Raw genomic sequence first — 21837 nt, 5'->3', positions numbered from 1 at the left:
CCGTAGGAGCATGGCTGCTGAATTTCAAATCTTTCATAGAGTTCTATACTTCATCATTGACTTGCAACATTCGATACCCGATTCCGATATGCGTTTGAATATATTTATGCTGGAAAGGGGGTTTTTCTATTTTTTTTCTCAAGGTCGCCATAAAAACTCGCAGGCTGGAGACGTCGTAGGGGTGGCTGCCCCAGATCTCGTGCAGGATGTGGTTGTGGGTCAACACCTTCCCGACATTTTTGGCCAGCAGACATAGGAGCTTATACTCGCTAGGCGTCAGGTGGACTTCTTCTTCCTCCAGCCATACGCATCCCGCAGCGTAGTCGATTTTCAGAGGGCCGTTAATAAATTGGGAAGCCTCCTTAAGAAGCTTGTCACTGTCATACCGGGCTCGCCGCAAACTAACCCGCAGTCTTGCAAGCAGTTCTTCCACACTGAAGGGCTTGGTCAAGTAATCGTCCGCCCCGGCATCCAGCGCCTCAATTTTATCCCGATCCTCACTTCGCGCACTGACGACGATAATGGGCAGGTTGGACCAGGCTCGCACTTTTTTTATAATTTCCACCCCGTCCATGTCCGGCAATCCTAAATCCAGGATCATGATATCAGGTGGTCTGGATACCGCCTCCAGAATCGAGGCTTCGCCCGTTTCAGCCGCGTGATAGCGATATCCTTGCGTCTCCAGCGTAGTCGTGATCAGCTTGCGGATCGGCTTGTCGTCTTCCACGACAAGTATAAAAGGGCTATTCATAAACGCTTACCTCCTCAGACTGCAGCGTGAAGTAAAATACGGTTCCCTGGGGAAAACGGTCTCTGACACCTATCGTACCGCCATGGGCGCTCACAATCGATTTGCATAGAGAAAGCCCGAGCCCTAACCCGCGATGCCCGTCTCCGCGTATATTATCCGCCGTATAAAACATTTCGAACAATTTGGCCTTCGCCTCTTCCGCGATTCCCGGCCCATCATCGGAAACTTCTACTACGACCCTATCGTTGTCGCGCCTTGCCGATATCGTAATATGCGACCCGGTATGCGTGTACTTGATTGCGTTATCCACGAGATTGATCAGCACTTGCACGATTAATCGGGTGTCCATCCGGGCCATAATCCATTCGTCCTCCAACACCGTTTGAATAATATGGTTATCTTTGCTGCGATTCACGTGGAGCAAGGCTTCGGCGATGACCTCCTCCATTAATTCGGCCTGTAAATTCAGATTTATAGTGCCGTTGTCCATCCGGCTGATGGAGAGTAGATTCTCCACCAAAAGAATCAGCCACATGGCATCGTCATAGATGTCCGTGTACAGGCTGGTTCTTTGTTCTTCGCTCAGCATCCCCGAGTTACCGATAAGAATGCCGGCGTTACCGGAAATGCTCGTAAGCGGGGTCCGTAAATCATGGGAAATTTGCCGGAGCAGATTGGCGCGCAGCTGTTCCTGACGGATTTGCATGAAGATTTCCTTCTGTTGGTCGTTCAACCGCTCCTTCTCCAGCGCGAGCGCGCATTCTCCCAGCATGGCAATCGTCAGGCTTTGTTCGAACACATCCAGGGGGTCCTCCCGATCCATCACGATAGCCGCAACCGCAAAGACCGAATCCCCCCCGCGAACCGCATGATACAAGCAATGGGCGTCGGAAAAGGTCTCCGTGGTCGCCCCGGCCCGTTTATTGTTTTGGTACACCCATTCCGCTACCGCATGCTCATTTTCTCCAGTATAGATTTGTGGATCAACCGCCGATCCTCTCTTTGGAAAGATAAGCGGCTCGCTTAGCCCCTCATGCCGAACGGAATAAAAAATGATCGTTCTGTCCAGCAGTTTAACCAATTGAATGGCCGTTTCATCGATAATTGCCGAGGAGTCCGTGGCCTGTTGCAGCTTCCGGCTCGTTTCCAGAAGCACTTCCGTACGATAGGCTTTTTGCGCGGATTGCATGGCTTGTTCTCTTACTCTCATGGTCAGCGTACTCATGACGAATGATGCCACCAGCATCACCAGAAAAGTAACCGGGTAGCCGGGATCGTACGCCCGCAGGGAATAGTAAGGCTCAGTAAAGAAAAAATTGAACACGATTACGCTCATAATCGAACATATTGCGCTGTATAGCCGCCCTTTGGTGACCGTTGCGTTCAAGAGGACACCGAGGATGTACACCGTAATAATGTTCGCTTCTCGGAAGCCCAGATGATTGAACCATGCTCCAACAAGAGTACATGCGGCCAAAATGGAAGCGGTCTTGCCCATATCCGCCAAAGAAAACGCCGGAGACTTCAGGTAAATGGCCGATTTTTTATGGAACACAGGCTCGGAATAAGGAATGATATACGTCTCGATATTGGGGACCAGGTCGATTAACTTGTCCACTACCGTTGATTTTGCGAACCCTCTCTTTTGGCGGGGAGAGCGGCCCAATACAATTTTCGATACATGGCTCGTTTTTGCATATTCCGCAATCTGTCCCGAAATATCATCTCCATATACCGTAGCGATTTTGGCGCCCAACTGCTCGGCCAATCTCAGATTTTCTCTCAGACCGATTTTGTTTTTTTTCGTTACCGGTTCGGTTTCCGGCGTCTCTACAAATAAAGCCGTGAATTGGCCGTGGAAAACCTCGGCCATCCTTGCCGCTGTACGGATCACTTTTTTGTTGGATGCGGACGAGGACAGGCAAACCAGTATATGATCTTTCCCTGAAAATTCATTTCTGCTATTTTTAGCGCCGATCTGGAGCGCAATCCGGTTCAATTGAGCTGCCGTTTGTTGCAATGCCATTTCCCGCAAAGCATTCAGCTTCTCATTCGTAAATAAATGCGCATTTGTTTGTTCCGTCTCCCGATCGCTATAAATCTTCCCCTTCAGAAAACGGACAATTAACGTTTCGGGTTCAATATCGACGAATTCCACCTGATCGGCACATTCAAATACGCTGTCCGGAATGCGTTCCTTCACGGACATCCCGGTAATGGAGGCGACGGTATCCGCCAGACTTTCGATTTGCTGGACATTCATCGTTGTGTACACGTGAATTCCTGCCCGAAGAAGCTCTTCCACGTCCTGGTATCTTCTTTTGTGACGATTCCCTGCCGCATTGGTATGCGCCAGATCGTCAACCAGGATGAGACCGGGTTTTCTTTGAAGGGCGTGATCCAGTTCGAATTCTTGAAAGCCAAGGCCGTCGTTTGCGTTTCCCGTATGGGGCAACATCTCTAAGCCTTTAAGGAGAGCCGCCGTATCGGGACGAGCATGTGGGTTAACATATCCGGCAACCACATCCACTCCGTCTTCTTGCGCCGCATGGCCGGCTTTCAGCATAGCGTAAGTTTTGCCTGTCCCCGGCGCGTAGCCGATAAATATCTTCAGCTTTCCTCTACTTCCCGGTGTTTTGCCAGTTATCTGTGTCCGTGCAAATGCTGACTCCATCGGTGACGTAGCCATCCTCATGCCTGCTTTCCATGAATCTTTATTGTAAGTTGTTCCTTGTTTTGTAAGTATATCATGAGCCGTATCAGTATCGTGTTACAACTTCGACTGCGGCATTAAGAAGATATAAAGATTTATGGTTAGACGACTTACTCCCAAAGATGCTGTTTTTCCTGGAATATCTGGTAAAATTAAAGTCGAACGCCTAACTTAAATATATGGGAAACCGCAGGTGAGCGAAGTTGATTATTAGCGCCAGCAGAAGAACGGATATCCCGGCCTTTTTCGGAGAATGGTTTATGCGCAGAATTGCCGAAGGGTATTTTTACCGGGTGAATCCGTTTAATTACAAGCAGGTGACGGCCTTTAGCCTATTGCCCGAAGATGTGGACGGCATGGTGTTCTGGACTAAAAACCCCAAACCGTTCATAAGGCATTTGTCTCTATTGGACGATAAAAGTTACATGTACTATTTTCAATACACGCTCAATGATTACCCGGAGATTTTTGAACCTAATTTACCTCCTGCTGCGAGCCGCGTGGACTATTTCCGCGAGTTAAGCGAGCGGCTTGGGGCAAACCGGGTCATCTGGAGATACGATCCGATCATCATCAGCAATATCACCCCGGTGGAGTACCATCTTGAACGCCTGGAACGTTTAGCTGCCCAATTGAAGGGGTACACCCATCGGTTGGTGATAAGTTTCCTGGATTATTACGGGAAAACGGTGGCGAAATTCAATAAACTGCAGCAAAACCATGCGGTGTTATACACCGATATTACTTTGCCCGATTACAGAGAACAGCTAAATGAATTTGCCAAGAACATAAGCCTTATTGGAGCGGCTCAGGGTATATCCGTAGAGACTTGCTCGGAAGCCGCCGATTTGGATCACTGCGGAATTCGTCACGGCAGTTGTATTGATGCCCGGCTCCTCTCGAGTATCATCGGGCGGGATCTGGACGATGCCAAAGATAAGAATCAGCGGGATACTTGTCTTTGCACCGCAGCGGTAGACGTGGGCGTGTACAATACATGCAAGTTTAACTGTCGGTATTGTTATGCGGTTCAAAGCGAAAACGCCGTGGCCAAAACTTTGCAGAACCATTTCATTGACAGCCCGTCCCTGATCTACTCATACAGTGGGGATTTGGAAGTTCACGGGAAAAAGTAACTCTCATCGTGGTGTGATTTTGGCCAAAGCGAATCTCGACTATACCTCATTTAAGAGCTGCGATGTATCTTACTCCAAATGGCCGGAACATACCGATCCGCCCCGAACCGGCGCAATACGACTGGAGGAAGGAGAACGCTATGATCATCCGACGACTTAATCCCAAAGATGCGAAACTGTACAGAGCGATCCGGCTGGAAGCGTTGCAAACGGCCCCGGAAGCTTTCGGCTCAAGCTATGACGAGGAAAAACAATATCCATTGGAACTGTACGAAAGGCGCTTTCAAGAGGAGTACTCCGCCACGTTCGGTGCATTTTTGGAGGAGCAACTTTGCGGAGTGGTCACCTTAGTCAGAGAACAAAGAAATAAATTGAAGCACCGGGCCAATATTTACGGCGTTTACGTATCCCCTCAAACACGGGGCCGCGGGATCGCCAAAAAGTTAATGCTGGAAGCGATTCGGAAGGCGGAGGACATGGGAGGAGTTGAACAGATTCATCTCTCTGTCGTCACCAGCAACGAGGCGGCCGGGAAACTCTATCGATCGCTTGGATTCGAGACTTACGGTGTCCAGAAGAAAGCTTTAAAAATAAATGATTCTTATTACGATGAAGAGCTGATGTGCTACCCAATCCACGGAGATGGATCGATCGGCCGTTAAGGAAGTGAAGCCACCGGTGTGGAACAAGTATAAAAGCAGCGGCACGTGGTACGGACCCGTTTCGGACTGCGATGTTCTACAAATTAGAGAGAGTATGGTACGCGCAAAAACGGAAAAAGAGCTTTTACGGCTCCTTTTGGAACTATTCAAGTGGGGCGATTTTTCGCAAAAGCCGCTTTTCATTGAACTGTTGAACCATACGGAAGACGAAGTGGTGTTGCATTTGGGCATCAGGGTTTTTTGCTCGATCTGCACACATGAGGATTTACGGGATTCGAACAACCTGTACTTCCTGGGGGGTGCCGAGGCCGAGGCCGTTCGGGTTTTTGCGTCGGCAGCCGAGTCCACGCTTTCCCTGGAGGCCATCCCGTATCTTTTGGCTTTGCTTGAGCAGTGGGATGGGCATGCCGATATTTCGAGGGCGCTCCGGGACTCGATCGATGCTATTACGGATTGCCGAAAAGTGGCGGGAGACCGGGCCACGATCGATGAGCTCGGGCAGGCCTATGTCGAATACACTGAAACGTTGGATACGCAAAAATACTACTACCGCACCAAACCGGCGTTTCCCGGAGATTTGACAAAAGTCCTCATGCAACGGGTCTTCATGGCGGCGAATCAGGGACAGCCGCTCGACATGGACCAAATCCCCGCACTACTGTCGATTTGGTCGGGTGAGAAAGTGCCCGGGGAATCACATACGGTGATCCACTCGGGCAACTATCAACACTTTGTAGCCTATGTACAAAACCTGGCAAAAAGACCGTGGGAAAAAGGCGCGAAGTATTTTTACGGGCATCAACTCTAATCAGTCCATAAAGATGGTCGTAACGAGCCGGACATCGATAAGCAGAGAAGCGCCTGCCGGAAATTTGAAGGTCGCCACCGCCCCCTCCGTAAAATAGACAAGGAAGGTATAAGCCTCCTGGTTATGGATTTCCCCTTCTCCCATAACGCCCCGGATTTGTTCCATGGAGATGTCGAAGGGGGCGGGCACGGTAATGGCATAAATGCAGCCATCGCATAATTCCATTTGAAAGCTTCCGAAATCGCAGTGATCGCCCTCCACGGCAAGAGGAGACTTCGGGCCGTCGTTTTCTTGCATAAATGACGGAGCTTCTCCGCCAAGGATAAAATCCCGGTAAGTGTGGTTGTGGAAAGACTCGCGAATTTCCTCCATCCATGTTTGGAAGCCCAGGTCTTCCGCAAGCCGAATCGGCTCGTAACTCATGGCCCGTGCTATGACTTCTTCCGGCTCCAAGTCCTCCCAATAAACGAGGTCGGACACGCCCGGCATAGGTACGTTGGCCTCAAGCAGTTGCAGATAGAACATCGATTCTCCATGAGAGATCTCGCTGTCCTTCAGCCGCCGTACAATCTCCACCAATTCCTCCCGAGTAATGTCGGGCACGCGCCGGGGCTCGGGGCTGCACGCTTCCTCGATCAAATCTTCCAGAGACATCGACCTCCAGTAGTTGGCGAAAACGTAGACATCATAATTCCGGCCTGTCGCTTTATTAAATGCGGCAATTTCTTTTCCGGCCTCTTTCCCCTCGTCAAGGAGGGCTTCAATCCGCTCAATCTCTTGTTGCAGTTTGGATTTAAACGCGGCATCCCGCTGCAGGGGACGCAGGCATTCTCGCAGTTCGATGGGGTTCACGTCCTTTGGGTTTAATCGGCCGACAACTTCCGGCGTTTTCTGACTTATCGTACCATATAGTGGTATGGTCTCATAAGGAGTTGAATCGAATTCGGAGGAAATCTTCATGAGGCCGACAAATCAAAAATACCTGCGGATTTGCACGTATTCCTAAATCAATGAAGCGGCAATCTAGACCGTGAGGCCATTTGTGACCATTCATATCACCTGAGTATGGACACGTCCCGTATTGAATTGCGGGAATGAACTGGATATAGTAGTACAATAGGATACAATGTATTAATGTATTAGAGAATGGAGAATCCAGAAATGCCGGATCAAATCAGGGCCAAAATCGTGATGACGAGCCGCCAGGACGGGGATGAAACCGTTCAGGAACTGACGGGAGAGGTTTTTGCCCGGGGAGATACGGCCTATATCCGATACGAAGAGCCGGAACGGGGACCTAAGGGCGGGACGACGCGGACCATGGTCAAAATCTCCGGCGGAACGTTGAAAATCATGCGCCACGGTGAAGTTGAATCGGAACAGAATTTTCAGGTCGGACGCAAGTTGCCCGGTTTTTACCGCTCGCCTTTTACGACGTTTAACCTGTCCACGCATACGAAAACGCTGGAATCCCGATTGGATGGCGCGTTTGGACATATCGCTTGGGAATACGATTTGTACGTGTACGACGAATTATCGGGACATTTCGCCATTAGCTTACATATACAGGAGGATATTTCAAGATGACAGTAAATCCATTGGAACAGATCAATCAGGCTTTAAAAGAAGCCATCCTTGACGCCATCGTCGGCGCGGGACTCGCCCAGCGGGAAGAAACCCCGGCCATCGTACTGGAGGTGCCGAAGGATAAGGCGCACGGCGACCTGGCCACCAACGCGGCCATGCAGCTATCCCGCATCGCCAAGAAGAATCCGCGCCAAATTGCCGAGGACATCGTCGGCCACTTGGATTACGCCAAGGCGGGCATCGAGAAGGCCGAAATCGCGGGGCCCGGTTTCATTAACTTTACGCTCGGCAAAAGCTACCTTTATCCCGTCATCGGCGAGGTGTACCGTCAAGGCGAGCATTACGGCCGGGTCTCCAAAGGGAACGGGCAGAAGATCCAGGTCGAATTCGTGAGCGCCAACCCGACGGGAAGTTTGCATCTGGGACATGCCCGTGGAGCCGCCGTAGGCGACGCGCTGTGCAATGTGCTTGATTTTGCGGGCTACGAGGTAACCCGGGAGTACTATATTAATGATGCGGGGAATCAGGTCGTAAACTTGAGCAAGTCGATCGAAGCCCGTTATTTGCAGGAGCTGGGACAAGACGCCGAAATGCCGGAGGACGGTTACCACGGCGAAGACATCAAGGGCTTTGCCAAAGAACTCGTCGCGGAGAAAGGGGACGCTCTGCTGTCCATGTCCGCGGAGGAGCGGGCCGCCTTCTTGCGGACCTATGGTCTGGAAAAAGAACTCGCCAAGATCAAACGCGATCTGGGCCGCTTCCGCGTCGGCTTCGACGTGTGGTTCAGCGAGACTTCGCTGTATGAGAACGGGCAGGTCGAGGCATCCCTGAAGGAGCTCAGCGACAAAGGCCAAACCTATGAGCAGGACGGAGCCGTTTGGCTGCGGACGACCGACTACGGCGACGACAAAGATCGCGTGCTCGTCAAGAACGACGGAACGTATACGTACCTGACGCCGGATATCGCCTATCACCGGAACAAATATGACCGCGGCTTCGACCGGATGATCAATATTTGGGGCGCCGATCACCACGGCTATATTCCGCGCGTCAAGGCCGCCATGCAGGCCATCGGAAACGACCCGGACAAGCTGACGGTGCTGATCGCCCAGATGGTCAGCCTGTTCCAGGACGGCGAGAAGGTAAAAATGTCCAAGCGGACCGGCAAGGCCGTGACGATGGTGGATCTGATGGACGAAGTGGGCGTCGACGCCATCCGCTATTTCTTCACGATGCGGAGTATGGACTCGCATCTGGATTTCGATATGGATCTCGCGATTTCGACATCGAACGAGAACCCGGTTTATTACGTGCAGTATGCGCATGCCCGCATCTGCAGCATTTTCCGTCAGGCCGAGGAACAGGGCGTCGCGATTCCTTCACCGGAGCAGGTGAACCTGGGCGAGCTGACGGCGGAGCACGAGTACGACCTGCTGCGCAAAATGGGCGAGTTGCCGGAGGAAATCGCCGTAGCGGCCGAGAACTACGCTCCGCACCGCCTTGTGCGCTATGTGTACGAGCTGTCCGCCATGCTGCACAGCTACTACCGAGCGGAGCGGGTCATTACCGAGGACGCGGAGCAAACGGCCGCGCGCCTCGTGCTGCTCGGTGCCGTTCGCACCGTGATCGCGAACGTACTGAAGCTCATCGGCGTGTCCGCGCCGGAGCGTATGTAGCAAGCAGCCCCCGGCCTAAGCGGCGGGGGCTGCCCGAAAGCCGTCAGGGTCTGGACTTCCCTGACGGCTTTTTGCCGGCTGCGGCGGACCTTGCGCGCAGCAGCCGGGCGGCGTGGACCTCCCCGGGGCCGGACTTGGCTCCCGGGGAGGGCAGGGCGCGCGCGGTGCGGCGCAGCCGCCGCTTGATCTCGCCCGGCGTGAGCCCCGGGCGGAGCGCCAGCAGCAGCGCGATCGAGCCGCTGACGTGCGAGGTGGCCATCGAGGTCCCGTTCATTTCGCGGTACCCGCCGCCGAGCCAGCACGACTTGATCTTTTCGCCGGGCGCATAAATGTCGATGCGCGGTCCGTGGTTGCTGAACGGGGCGACGCGCCCGTCACGACCGGTCGCCCCGACGGAGATCGTATGGGGATACCGGGCGGGGTAGTCGACGCTGCGGTTTTTTTTATCGTTGCCCGAGGAGGCGACGACGACGATTCCCGCCTGATAAGCCCGGCGGATCGTGTTTTGCAGCGACAAGCTTTTGTTCTTCATGCCAAAACTCATATTAATAATATGCATGCGGTTTTGGACGCACCAATCGATGCCGAGGATAATATCGGATACATAGGCGGATCCGTTGTGGTCAAACGCCTTGACCGGATAGATCAGGGACCGGGGCGCTACGCCCATCATCCCCCGGGAGCCGCCCGAGGCTGCGATGGTTCCCGCGATATGCGTGCCATGGCCGTTATCGTCATAAGGGAGACTCATCTGGTTCAAGATATTTACGCCCCGGGCCAGGGAATTCCGGAGATCGGGGTGGCTGAAATCGGCCCCCGTGTCGATAACTCCGATCCGGATCTGGTTGCCGGTGGAGACCGACCAGGCGTCGGGGGCGCCGATCCGCCGGACTCCCCAAGGAACCCCCGTGGGGCTGTCCTTGCTCGGTGTCGCGGCGTGAACCGAGACCCGGACATCTTCCTCGACGAGAAGACCGTACCGTTCCCGGATTCCTCTATCCGGTGCCATAGGGCACACTAGGGCTTGAAGCAAGGCGGAGACCCGCACCCGGCGCAGAGCCGGATCGTGGTTTCTCCGCCTCCGCAGCTGGCGCGCCATTTCGGCAAATATCGCCGGGTGCGTAAAGCGGATAATATGTCGACCGCTTTTTCCGGAGGTGTCAATGTGGTCATTCAAATACCGCAGGAAGCTGGAGTAATCCATTCAGGGTAGCCCTCCTGACGAAGCGTGTTGCAGTATTGTATGACAGCGTCCCACGCTCGGTATGGGGAAGTGGCCCTTCTCCCGGCAAAATGGGCAGCTCGGTGTCCGCCGAAGGATAGGCATCCCTGGATTTGTAAAGTTGGGCTATACCATACCGTGTCAAAGCGGGAAAATGGACATAGGATAAGGTGAAGGCCGCCTATGGCTTTCACCATCTTCCGCGGGGGCGCAGGCTTCCTCCGAAGCGGATACAGTCATGAGGCGAAGAGCCCCGCTCTTCGTCTCTTCGCCATGAACGGACACGGTTTGGGCACAACTAAAAAACTTGCTTTTTAAAGGCAAATAAGGTTTACTATTTTGTGATATGGATATGTTAGTTAGGAAATCAACCTTTTTGTGAAATTGCGTGAGAGGAAGTGTCCGTTTCGTGAGTACCCCGCTCAATTTGAAAATCGACCCGGAGAAAGTGCACGAAATCCCGATGGTCGACTTGGCCTTTATGATCTTGAAGGCGGCGAATACGCCGTATTATTACCGCGACCTGATGAACGAGGTAGCCAAACTCCGCGGCATGTCGGAGGAAGAAATCAACGAAGCGATCGCTCAGCTATACACCGAGATTAACATCGACGGCCGTTTCGCCTGCGTCGGCACCAACCTGTGGGGCCTGAAGCGCTGGTATCCGATCGAACGTTCGGAGGATCCGGTAGGGAACTCCAAGCGTCCGCGCATCATTAACGATGACGACGATGATCTGGATGACGATGTATTTGCCGAGGAAGAAGAGGATACCTTCGCATCGGACGAAGAAGATGACGATTTCGACGCGGTCGATGAGGATTCGGACGACGATCTGTTCTCCGATGATGACGAAGAAGATGTCGAGGAAGTCGAAGACGACGCTCTGCTGGACGACGAAGATCTGGATGAGGACGAAGATCTGGAGGAAGACGCCGACGAAGAGGACGACTTTGATGACGAAGACGATTCGGATCGATAACAAGCCACAGGCTAAATAAGCTCAATCTCTTCACTTTTTTGCCTTTTTACCTTCTCTTGACACAGGGGGAGGTAACGGGTAAACTATTGCATGGGCTTATGATTCAAACCTATAAATGTATGTAAATAAAAAGTGCCCCGACTTGTTCGGGTGTCACTTTTTTGTTTTTTTATGCCTATTTTTGCTATGTTTTGCAGCGGAATGGGTTACGCTACGCTATATTGATCTAAAGTCGCCTGAAAGCAACCCGTAACTAATTTAGGAGGTTTTTGAACTGTGGCAAAATATATTTTCGTGACAGGCGGGGTCGTATCCTCCCTGGGCAAAGGGATTACGGCCGCCTCGCTCGGCAGGCTGCTTAAGAACAGAGGTCTGAAAGTAACGATTCAAAAGTTCGACCCTTACATCAACGTCGATCCGGGAACGATGAGTCCTTATCAGCACGGGGAAGTCTTCGTGACGGACGATGGTGCGGAAACGGACCTGGACCTGGGCCATTACGAGCGGTTTATCGATATCAACCTGTCCAAGAACAGCAACGTAACGACGGGTAAAGTCTATTCCTCCGTTATCGGCAAGGAGCGCCGCGGGGAGTATTTGGGCGGAACGGTTCAAGTTATTCCGCATATCACCAACGAGATTAAAGAGCGTGTCTTCCGCGCCGGCCGCGAAGCGGGCTCCGATGTGGTCATTACGGAGATCGGCGGGACGGTCGGCGATATCGAGAGCCTGCCGTTTTTGGAGGCGATCCGCCAAATCAAGAGCGATATCGGACGAGAGAACGTGATGTACATTCACGTCACGTTGATTCCATATATTAAAGCTGCCGGCGAGGTCAAGACCAAACCAACGCAGCATAGCGTTAAAGAGCTCCGCAGCATCGGCATTCAACCGAACGTCATCGTATGCCGGACGGAGCACGAGCTTTCGGACGACATGAAGGCGAAAATCGCTCTGTTCTGCGACATCGATCCGAACGCCGTCGTGGAATGCCGCGATGCCGACACGCTTTATGAGGTGCCGCTGAATCTGCGCGACGAGGGGCTCGACGAGATCGTGGTGAACCATCTCAAGCTCACGACTCCTGCGCCGGACATGACCGAGTGGGAAGGGCTCGTAGAGCGGATCAGCAAGCTGGAGAAGTCCGTGGAGATCGCGATCGTCGGGAAGTACGTCGCTCTGCACGATGCTTACTTGAGCGTGGTAGAATCGCTTTCCCATGCCGGATTCGATGCGAACGCCGATGTGAAAATTCGCTGGGTGAACGCGGAGGAAGTAACGGAAGAGAATGTACACGAGCAACTGAAGGGCATCGGCGGCATTCTGGTGCCGGGCGGCTTTGGAGACCGCGGCATCGAGGGGAAAATTACAACGATCCGCTATGCGCGTGAGAACAAAATTCCTTTCTTCGGCATTTGCTTGGGTATGCAGGTTGCCGTGATCGAATACGCTCGGTCCGTGGTCGGTCTCCAGGGCGCCAACAGCTCGGAGATCAACCCGTCTACCGAATATCCGGTCATCGACTTGCTTCCGGAGCAGAAGGATATCGAAGATCTGGGCGGTACCATGCGCCTTGGGCTCTATCCGTGCAAGCTGCAGCCGGATTCTCTGGCCATGCAGTGTTATGATGATGAGCTCGTATACGAAAGACACCGGCATCGCTATGAGTTCAACAACTCTTTCCGCGAAGCGATCGAATCGGCCGGGCTGCGCATTTCCGGGACTTCTCCGGACGGCCGCCTTGTGGAAATCGTCGAGCTGCCGGGACATCCGTGGTTCCTGGCGGTACAATTCCATCCGGAATTCACCTCCCGGCCGACGCGTCCGCAACCGTTGTTCCGCGAATTCGTCAAGGCTTCCATCGCTCATCAGTCCTGATCTCGTCGGAGGGTTTCCGACGGTAGCCGGTTCCACCTTTTGCTAACTCCTTAGTCTTTATGTTTTTTAAGTCTCTTTTTTCCAGATTAGAAGGGAATTCCAAGACAAAGGCGAATAATTACATTACAAGATTATAAGGGTGGACTTGTAGGAGGGCTACGACGTGGAAGAGAAAAAGGTGTTGATTGTCGACGATCAGAACGGAATCCGCATTTTGCTTATGGAAGTGTTCAGCAGCGAAGGGTATAAGACTTATCAGGCTGCCAACGGCAAGCTGGCTCTGGAAATTGTGCGCAGCGATGCGCCCGACCTCGTGCTTCTCGACATGAAGATCCCGGGCATGGACGGGCTGGAAATCCTCAAACACATCAAAGAAGTCAATCCCGAAATCAAGGTCATTATGATGACGGCTTATGGAGAGCTGGACATGATTAAGGAAGCCACCGAGCTGGGCGCGTTGATGCATTTTACCAAGCCGTTTGATATCGATGAAATGCGTTCGGCCGTAAACATGCAGCTGAAAGGAGCCGCTTCTCTTTAGGCGGCATGGAAGTCAAAGCGAATAAGACCTTCATTAGCAGGTAGGGTGTGAGATGACCCGGACCTCTAATGAAGGTCTTTTTTTATGGCCGGCTTGAATCCTTGGGACAGACTGTAACTTGTGCAGCGGCAAAACTAATCCATATTTTATCCGTTTTATAGTATGAAAGATTGGTATTGGATGTTCAATTCGCGTATGTTCCTGAGCTGTCTAAACTGCAGAATAAGGGGGGCCAAAGTGAAAAAAATTCAATTTATATTTTTTGTTTTATTAGGTGTAACGATTCTATTTGTAACCGCCTTATATAAGGCTAAAGACGCGACGGTTAGCGCCCAGAGTCAGGTGGTTGAAGCGGCCGACAGGATAACTTCAGGAAAAGTCGAATATATGAAAGCATCAAATTCTAAAACAAATTATACTGTGCATGTTCGTGATAAAGTCCATCTGATGGAAGTGAGTGAAACTTATCTGGATGGGGAGCTTCAAACTAAAATAGTTGTATCCGAGGGCGGGAAGAGGGTAACTTCTATTGGGAGAGATCACGCAACTGGAAAATTGGCGGGAACTACGTGGCTTTTACCAGAACATATCGCTGCCGAAAACGCACGGATCTTGAAGATCTCCTTGCTTGAAAAACAAAAGGAAGAACTAAAGCAAAAAAAGTGGAATAGAGCACATACGCTACAGGAAAACGGCCAGACTTTACTGCAAGCAACATCGAAACAGGCTGATCAAAAAGAAATTATTTTTATGGACGAATCAACAGGCTTGCCCGTAAAAAGAGAAGTATACCTTAAGGATCGACATGGGAAATGGAGAAAAGATGCCGAAAGGATTGAGGAATACAAGTACCTCGATTCATTACCGGTAGAGTTTATTAGCTTTGAGCATGTCGAAATAAAAGAGCGCCCGGCTCCAGTTAAAAAAGACGAGTTATTTGCGGGTTAACCCCAATAAAGCGGAAGATGGGCACAAATTAGTACAAAACCGTTCACAACCCTCAGGAAACCTGAATAGTAATTTCCACAGGTTGTGGTATAATAAAACATGTGTGAATGTCGGCTAATAAAAGATAATCCAACATCCTTAGGAGGATTGAAACCCATGCCATTAGTATCTATGACAGACATGTTGAACAAAGCGCTTGAGGGGAAATACGCTGTAGGTCAATACAACATCAACAACCTTGAGTGGACGCAAGCGATTCTGGCTGCGGCGGAAGAGGAGAAATCTCCGGTCATTCTCGGGGTATCCGAAGGTGCTGCGCGCCATATGGGCGGTTTCTATACCGTAGTCAAAATGGTGGAAGGTCTTTTGCATGACATGAAGATTACCGTTCCTGTCGCAATTCACCTCGACCATGGTTCCAGCTTCGAGAAATGTAAGGAAGCGATCGACGCCGGCTTTACTTCCGTTATGATCGACGGTTCCCACCATCCGATCGACGAGAATATCGCCATGACGAAGAAAGTTGTAGAATACGCTCATGCCAAAGGCGTTTCCGTTGAAGCTGAAGTAGGTACCGTTGGCGGACAAGAAGACGACGTGATCGGCGGCATCCAATATGCCGACCTGCAAGAGTGCATCCGGATTGTCAACGAAACCGGAATCGACACGTTGGCTCCAGCTCTGGGTTCCGTTCATGGCCCTTACAAAGGCGAACCGAACCTCGGTTTCAAAGAGATGGAAGAAATTCGTGATGCCGTGAAAATTCCGCTCGTTCTTCATGGGGGGACAGGCATTCCTACGCACGACATCCAAAAATCGATCTCCCTCGGGACTTCGAAAATCAACGTAAATACCGAGAACCAAATGGCCTTCACCAAAGCGGTTCGCGAAGTGCTGGCTGCAAAACCGGATGCGTACGACCCTCGTAAATACATCGTGCCTGGCCGCGATGCGATCAAAGCGACAGTCGTCGGCAAAATCCGCGAATTCGGCTCCAACAACAAAGCCTAATTCTACTTGCTGGGTTTACCAGTTGAATAGACAGATCATGGAAAGCACACCGTCTAGACGGTGTCTTTCCCTTTTCATAGCAAAAAATTTGAATAAATGACCCGACTTGTGGATAATGGAAGAGTTAGAAGCCGGTCTTTCGGCTGCATTATACGTAGGGGGACCCTTGAGCTTATGGAGAAACTAATGATTAGCGGCGGACGTCCGCTGCGGGGTACCGTATCTATTAGCGGTGCCAAAAACAGTGCGATCGCACTTATACCTGCCGCAATACTGGCTGAATCCGAAGTCGTGCTGGATAATTTGCCGCATTTGAGCGACGTTGCTGTGTACTCGGAGATTTTGGAGGAGCTGGGTGCCCGCGTATTTTGGGAAGGCAGCCAGATGCGAATCGACCCTTCCGAAGTGAGATCGATACCTATGCCGAACGGGCCCGTGAAGAAGCTTCGGGCTTCCTATTATATGATGGGGGCGCTGTTGGGGCGTTTTAAAGAAGCGACAATCGGACTACCGGGCGGCTGCAATTTTGAACCCCGGCCGATTGATCAGCATATTAAAGGATTTGAAGCTTTGGGTGCGACGGTAACGAACGAGCACGGCTCCATCCACCTGCACGCCAAGGAACTGCGCGGCGCCAAGATCTATTTGGATGTCAGCAGCGTGGGAGCAACCATTAACATTATGCTGGCGGCCACCCGGGCCAAAGGCTCCACAATTATCGAAAATGCGGCCAAAGAGCCTGAGATTATAGATGTTGCAACACTTTTGAATGCCATGGGCGCCAGCATTAAGGGCGCCGGAACCGAGACGATTCGCATCGAAGGCGTATCCGAGCTGAAAGGCTGCCGCCACTCGATTATTCCCGACCGGATTCAGGCGGGGACCTATATGATCGCAGCAGCGGCTACCCGCGGCGATGTCGTGATCGATGGCGTGATCCCGAAACACCTGGAGGCCCTGACGGCGAAACTGCTGGAGATGGGCGTCGGCGTCGAGGAGCTGGATGAATCGATTCGGGTGATCGGGGCGGCGAAGTATAACCATGTCGATGTTAAAGCTTTGGTTTACCCCGGCTTTCCGACCGACATGCAATCCCCGATGACAAGCCTGCTCACACAGGCCGAAGGGGTCAGTGTGCTGAGCGATTTTGTCTACAGCAACCGGTTTAAGCATGTGCCCGAATTGGTTCGGATGGGCGCGAAAATTCGAGTCGAGGGGCGTTCGGCCATTATCGAAGGGGCGCCTTTAAATGCGGCCAAGGTAAAAGCTGCCGATTTGCGCGCCGGAGCGGCGCTTGTCATCGCCGGTTTGACGGTGGATGGCGGGATTACCGAAGTGTCCGGCGTGGAATTGATCGATCGCGGTTACGACAACCTGGTTACCAATCTTCGAGATCTGGGGGCCGATGTATGGCGCCAGGTGGAATAACGGAAGCTTTCCCGGCATAAGTTGTCCGGGAACGGGTATACTAGTAAGTAAGTCTAGCAATCATCCGGGATTTCATAGATTCATTTCCCCGAGTGAAAGGTTATTGTATAATTTGAACGATAAAATTGAATAGGTGGTTTTTACATGGATCTGCAAATCGCCGATTTGGAAGGGATGAAGCTGACCGAGCTGTACAAGCTCGCGAAGCAGCATCAAATTCCTTATTACGGTCAGTTAAAAAAGAAAGAACTGATTTTCGCCATTCTGCGAGCTCAGGCCGAACAGAGCGGTCTGATGTTCATGGAAGGGGTTCTGGAAATCCTGCCGGAAGGTTACGGTTTCCTCCGGCCGATCAACTACTTGCCGAGCACGGAGGATATCTATATCTCCGCTTCGCAAATTCGTAAATTCGATCTCCGCACCGGAGACCTGGTCTCCGGAAAATGCCGGACACCGAAGGAAAACGAACGGTATTTCGGGCTTCTGCAGGTCAACGCGGTCAATGGAGAGAACCCGGCCATCGCTGCCGAACGCCTCCATTTTCCGGCTTTGACTCCGCTCTACCCGCAGGAAAAACTAGTGCTTGAAACATCTCCAACCCACTTATCCACCCGCATTATGGATGTGCTTGCCCCCGTAGGCTTAGGACAGCGCGGTTTGATCGTGGCGCCTCCGAAAGCCGGGAAGACCCTGCTGCTTAAAGAAATCGCCCACAGTATTTCCACCAACCATCCCGACATCGAGCTGTTCGTGCTGTTGATCGATGAACGCCCTGAAGAAGTGACCGATATGCAGCGCTCCGTCAAAGGCGAAGTCATCGCATCGACGTTCGACGAGCTGCCGGAAAACCACATCAAAGTGGCGGAGCTTGTACTGCAGCGTGCGCTGCGGCTGGTCGAGCACAAGAAAGATGTCGTTATTTTGCTGGACAGTATCACGCGGCTTGCCCGGGCTTACAACCTGGTAGTGCCTCCGTCCGGGCGTACGCTTAGCGGGGGGATTGATCCGGCGGCCTTTCACCGTCCGAAACGCTTTTTCGGCTCGGCCCGAAATGTGGAAGAGGGAGGCAGCTTGACGATTCTGGCCACGGCGCTGGTGGATACGGGCTCCCGGATGGACGATATTATTTACGAGGAGTTCAAAGGAACGGGGAACATGGAGCTTCATTTGGATCGGAAGCTGGCGGAGCGCCGTATTTTCCCGGCGATCGATATCCGCCGTTCCGGCACGCGCCGGGAAGAGGTGCTTCTGAAGAAGGAAGAGCTCGATACGATTTGGGCGATCCGCAAAAATATGAACGATTCCTACGACTTCGTGGAAGGCTTCTTGAAGAAGCTGCGCGACAGCAAGACGAACGCCGAGTTTCTGGCTTCGTTCGACGCGGCCGGCAATGCCCCGTCGGGCGGCGGATCGGGAGCGCGGAGAACGACGCGGACCGCCTCGTCCGGATCCGGTCATAGCTCCGGGAGCGGCGCAAGTAACGGCTCGAGTTCATCCTAAGGCCAACAACAGAAGAGGGGAACAAGATGTACTTAGTATATGCTGACCAGCAAGGACAAGTGTACGATCATCCGGAACTGTACGGGCTGGCCCGCAGCGCCGATATGATTGTCGAAATACTGGAAGACGAATTGATCCCCCTGCCGGCGGGAGCGACGCTCGTGGGTCTGCCCTCGACGCGTCCGATCGGGTTGGACCCGGATACGGGCGAGATGAAGCCGCTGCCCGGGGATGTCCAGGCGGTTGGCGCTTTGCTGCCGCAGGGGTACACCAGGCTTTGCCTGCCGGGTTATATCAAGACCGATAAGGAGTATAAGCTGCCGCTGTTCGGGTATTCCGCGGTGGTCTGGAAGGACGGCCAGTTTTACGTGACCGCCCGGATGTCCGACGACCCGGAGAAATGGAATCCGCTGAACTGCGATCCGCTGGAGCTCAAGAGCCAGGTCAAGGCGTTGAAGTCGCGGTACCCGGACAACCGGCTCTACGAGCACTTGTCCAATTGTGCGCTCGGCTACGAATGCCTGACCGCTTCGAATACCTTCCTGAACCGCTGGGAAGGGGCTGTTCCGGTGTCGTACTCCTGTAACGCCGGCTGCTTCGGCTGCATTTCGGAACAGCCGGACGATAGCGGCTTTGTCTCGCCGCAGACGCGGATGAATTTCCGACCACGGGTCGAGGAGCTCGTTGAGGTGATGCTGGAGCATCTCAAGACACCGGATTCGATCATTAGCTTTGGGCAGGGCTGCGAGGGTGAGCCTTCGACCCAGGCCAAGTTAATCATTGAGGCGATTCGGGAGGTCCGTCGGCAGACGGATATGGGATATATCAATATCAATACCAACGCTGGTCTGAGCGATCATATCCGCGGCATTGTCGATGCGGGGCTTGATCTGATGCGGGTCAGCACCATCAGCGCATTGGACGACCACTACAACGCCTACTACAAGCCGCGGGGATATACGCTGGCCAATGTGGAGAAATCACTGAAGTATGCGGCCGATCAAGGCGTCTATACTTCCATTAACTATCTAATCTTTCCGGGTGTGACGGACCGGGAGGAGGAGATTGAAGCGATGATCGAGTTCGCCCGTCGTACGAATTTGCGGTTGATTCAACTGCGCAATCTGAATATCGACCCCGAAAGCTATCTGGAACTCATTCCGAAAGCGCAAGGGGAGGTTCTCGGCATGAAGCAAGCGATCGAAATCTTCCAGGAGGAGCTGCCTGACGTCGTGATCGGATCGTATACGCATGTACCTCCGGCCGAACTCGCAAGAGTGAAGGCGCGAAAATAGATTGTAAACTAAAGAACAGCCCTCTACCCATGGCTGCGGCCATGAACAGGGGGCTGTTTGTAATGGTTTACTTCACTAATTTTTGCACTTCTTCTACGGGCAGTTCAATGGTTTCGCCAATTTCTTCGAGAGAGAATCCTTTTTCCAACAGCTTTTGGGCAACTTTGAGCCGGGCGGTTTCCATCCCCTTCTCTATTCCCTTCTCTATCCCCTCTTCTAAACCTTCTTCATAGCCCCAGCGCTTCCAAGCCGGCATCAGTTCCATAATGTGTTCACCTTCTTCCGGAAATTGTTGAGCGATTTCCAGTAATATGGATTCATCCTGTTGTCGATCAGGTTGGAAATACAGGTCTGCGATAGACATAATTAGCGCAATTCTCGCATCATCCAGTCTTTTTCGAAGGCCGAGCATCATACGTAAAAAAGAAAAACGAATTTCGCGTTCCTCCCCCTTATTATATCCCATTTTCGCCAAAAGAGCAGCCGCCACGGGGTTATTCGAGTCGATAAAGTCTCTCCAATTATGGTTGCAAATCTCCACCTTCAAAAATTGAAAGTTCAAAATCGAATGGCCGGGAATGGACATAGTCAACGTGTTTGTTTCATGGATAAGAAAAGGCTCGGTAAAAACGGCGATCGGTATGATTAACTGATGTTCTTTCCGGTGTCGTTCAAAAAGACGGCTGAAATAAATAAACATCCGCTCATGGAAGTCATCTTGGCGGTAAGATTGAGGCTCAAGGTGAATAAGGATATAGGTGTCAGTTGCTTTATATCGGGTTTCCAGCAGCAAGTCCAGCGTACGCCTCTCCTCTCCGATAATATCGACCAACTGCTCCTGCATAAGGAAACGGGTATGCCGATGATCGAGTTGTTTATCCAGCTCGGGAAAGAACAAGGCGATAAATTCCGCAAAAAAGGTGTACAGCAGCTTCTTGAAAGCTTCGTCATGCGGGATGGAAGTTTTCATCTCCTAAGCTCCTCTCCTTGTTTTAATCCACGCAAAAAAAGCACACGGCGGGCAAGATGGCCTCGCGAGTGTGCTTCACTACCGATTATTATGGGTTTGTGCTTTTGATTATACGCTTATGTTCCATCCATCGCAAACTCATCTAGAAAGGTGCGTGTGAGGAGAAATGTTCCCTTCAGCTTTGCAATTGCGCAGTGGAAGCTCCCGTGCTATAATGTTTTTATGTGTCATTATAACTCTGTGCACGCATGAGGCTCAGGGCGGAAAGAGGTGAAAGTCATGAAAGAAGCCATTCAACCCAAATATCACGTGACTACAGTAACTTGCGCTTGCGGAAATACGTTTGAAACGGGTTCCGTGAAACAAGAGCTGCGCGTTGAAATTTGTTCCAACTGCCATCCTTTCTTCACTGGGAAACAGAAGTTCCTGGATGCTGGTGGTCGTGTGGATCGATTCAAAAAGAAATACGGCATCTAATGAGACGAGCTGCTTGACAGCCACTCTGATAAATGCGAAATTTAAATCCCCCGCGGGTCGCGGGGGATTTTTTTTGAGGCTTTAGCCAGTTGAGCTCACGAAGCGCGCGAAACAACAAACTACCTGCTATGCGGGTGGAGGGATCTAGGGTTTGACCAACAAGACCATTCCCATAAAATTGAGATGTTCAGGCTCAATAATGAAAGGAATGGTCTTAGATGGCAAACAAGAGCTATAGTCTAGCCCACACGA

At 52.0% G+C, this 21837-nt stretch carries 19 protein-coding genes; 14 read left to right on the top strand and 5 right to left on the bottom strand.

Annotation, left to right across the window (positions count from 1 at the left end; genetic code table 11):
* Positions 1 to 43: 43 nt before the first annotated feature.
* Entirely contained in the window at positions 44 to 751 is a 708-nt protein-coding gene (locus LBW89_RS24180; RefSeq protein WP_148454391.1) for a response regulator, read from the bottom strand.
* On the bottom strand, positions 744 to 3425 hold the full coding sequence (locus LBW89_RS24175; protein ID WP_225040659.1) for a sensor histidine kinase: 2682 nt from the start codon (positions 3423 to 3425) through the stop codon (positions 744 to 746). Before LBW89_RS24175 ends, LBW89_RS24180 begins: the two co-directional genes overlap by 8 nt.
* A gap of 242 nt (positions 3426 to 3667) precedes the next feature.
* On the opposite strand from LBW89_RS24175, the gene LBW89_RS24170 reads away from it, so the two are divergent.
* The 3 genes from LBW89_RS24170 to imm47 all read left to right on the top strand — a co-directional run bounded on the left by LBW89_RS24170 (position 3668) and on the right by imm47 (position 6070).
* Positions 3668 to 4600, top strand: a complete 933-nt coding sequence (locus LBW89_RS24170) for a DUF1848 domain-containing protein (RefSeq protein ID WP_148454395.1) — start codon at positions 3668 to 3670, stop codon at positions 4598 to 4600.
* 140 nt (positions 4601 to 4740) lie between these two features.
* Complete coding sequence (locus LBW89_RS24165; protein ID WP_225040657.1) at positions 4741 to 5262, top strand: GNAT family N-acetyltransferase; 522 nt, start codon at positions 4741 to 4743, stop codon at positions 5260 to 5262.
* A 16-nt stretch (positions 5263 to 5278) separates the two neighbouring features.
* The gene (imm47, locus tag LBW89_RS24160; RefSeq protein WP_225040655.1) at positions 5279 to 6070 is read left to right on the top strand and encodes an Imm47 family immunity protein; all 792 of its coding nucleotides are present in this window, start codon (positions 5279 to 5281) and stop codon (positions 6068 to 6070) included.
* Here imm47 and LBW89_RS24155 read toward each other — a convergent pair whose 3' ends face one another.
* Positions 6071 to 6922, bottom strand: a complete 852-nt coding sequence (locus LBW89_RS24155) for a hypothetical protein (protein WP_225040653.1) — start codon at positions 6920 to 6922, stop codon at positions 6071 to 6073.
* Between the two features lie 309 nt (positions 6923 to 7231).
* Here LBW89_RS24155 and LBW89_RS24150 point away from each other — a divergent pair, with 309 nt between their 5' ends.
* Both LBW89_RS24150 and argS read left to right on the top strand, forming a co-directional pair.
* Positions 7232 to 7657, top strand: coding sequence for a DUF1934 domain-containing protein (locus LBW89_RS24150; RefSeq protein WP_213508917.1), 426 nt, complete (start codon positions 7232 to 7234; stop codon positions 7655 to 7657).
* Positions 7654 to 9333, top strand: coding sequence for an arginine--tRNA ligase (argS, locus tag LBW89_RS24145; protein ID WP_225040651.1), 1680 nt, complete (start codon positions 7654 to 7656; stop codon positions 9331 to 9333). Before LBW89_RS24150 ends, argS begins: the two co-directional genes overlap by 4 nt.
* A gap of 43 nt (positions 9334 to 9376) precedes the next feature.
* On the opposite strand, the gene LBW89_RS24140 is transcribed toward argS, so the two are convergent.
* Complete coding sequence (locus LBW89_RS24140; protein ID WP_225040649.1) at positions 9377 to 10537, bottom strand: S8 family peptidase; 1161 nt, start codon at positions 10535 to 10537, stop codon at positions 9377 to 9379.
* A 427-nt stretch (positions 10538 to 10964) separates the two neighbouring features.
* Between LBW89_RS24140 and rpoE the strand changes: the two genes are divergently transcribed.
* From rpoE to LBW89_RS24100, 8 genes are all read left to right on the top strand, one after another.
* Positions 10965 to 11537, top strand: coding sequence for a DNA-directed RNA polymerase subunit delta (gene rpoE, locus LBW89_RS24135; protein WP_225040647.1), 573 nt, complete (start codon positions 10965 to 10967; stop codon positions 11535 to 11537).
* Positions 11538 to 11813: 276 nt separating this feature from the next.
* Entirely contained in the window at positions 11814 to 13415 is a 1602-nt protein-coding gene (locus tag LBW89_RS24130; RefSeq protein WP_148454411.1) for a CTP synthase, read from the top strand.
* 163 nt (positions 13416 to 13578) lie between these two features.
* Positions 13579 to 13956 (top strand): response regulator, encoded by a 378-nt coding sequence (locus tag LBW89_RS24125; RefSeq protein ID WP_213508920.1) that lies wholly within the window; start codon positions 13579 to 13581, stop codon positions 13954 to 13956.
* 237 nt (positions 13957 to 14193) lie between these two features.
* Positions 14194 to 14904 carry a hypothetical protein gene (locus LBW89_RS24120; protein ID WP_225040645.1) on the top strand — a complete coding sequence of 237 codons (711 nt, stop codon included), beginning with the start codon at positions 14194 to 14196 and terminating at the stop codon, positions 14902 to 14904.
* A 156-nt stretch (positions 14905 to 15060) separates the two neighbouring features.
* Positions 15061 to 15915, top strand: a complete 855-nt coding sequence (locus LBW89_RS24115) for a class II fructose-bisphosphate aldolase (protein WP_148454419.1) — start codon at positions 15061 to 15063, stop codon at positions 15913 to 15915.
* 174 nt (positions 15916 to 16089) lie between these two features.
* A complete protein-coding gene (locus LBW89_RS24110) occupies positions 16090 to 17343 on the top strand; it encodes a UDP-N-acetylglucosamine 1-carboxyvinyltransferase (RefSeq protein ID WP_148454422.1) in 1254 nt (417 codons plus the stop codon).
* A 144-nt stretch (positions 17344 to 17487) separates the two neighbouring features.
* Entirely contained in the window at positions 17488 to 18843 is a 1356-nt protein-coding gene (rho, locus tag LBW89_RS24105; protein ID WP_213508923.1) for a transcription termination factor Rho, read from the top strand.
* A gap of 26 nt (positions 18844 to 18869) precedes the next feature.
* A complete protein-coding gene (locus LBW89_RS24100; RefSeq protein ID WP_225040643.1) occupies positions 18870 to 20138 on the top strand; it encodes a radical SAM protein in 1269 nt (422 codons plus the stop codon).
* Positions 20139 to 20205: 67 nt separating this feature from the next.
* On the opposite strand, the gene LBW89_RS24095 is transcribed toward LBW89_RS24100, so the two are convergent.
* Positions 20206 to 21108 (bottom strand): Rpn family recombination-promoting nuclease/putative transposase, encoded by a 903-nt coding sequence (locus LBW89_RS24095; protein ID WP_225040641.1) that lies wholly within the window; start codon positions 21106 to 21108, stop codon positions 20206 to 20208.
* A gap of 279 nt (positions 21109 to 21387) precedes the next feature.
* Here LBW89_RS24095 and rpmE point away from each other — a divergent pair, with 279 nt between their 5' ends.
* Positions 21388 to 21585, top strand: a complete 198-nt coding sequence (gene rpmE, locus LBW89_RS24090) for a 50S ribosomal protein L31 (RefSeq protein WP_148454429.1) — start codon at positions 21388 to 21390, stop codon at positions 21583 to 21585.
* The last annotated feature ends 252 nt before the right edge of the window (positions 21586 to 21837 follow it).

The sequence above is a fragment of the Paenibacillus sp. alder61 genome, assembly GCF_020179875.1.
Classification (GTDB): Bacteria; Bacillota; Bacilli; order Paenibacillales; family Paenibacillaceae; genus Fontibacillus; species Fontibacillus faecis.
The sequence above is the reverse complement of the archived record's forward strand: the minus strand, read 5'-3'. Positions and strand labels throughout refer to the sequence as shown.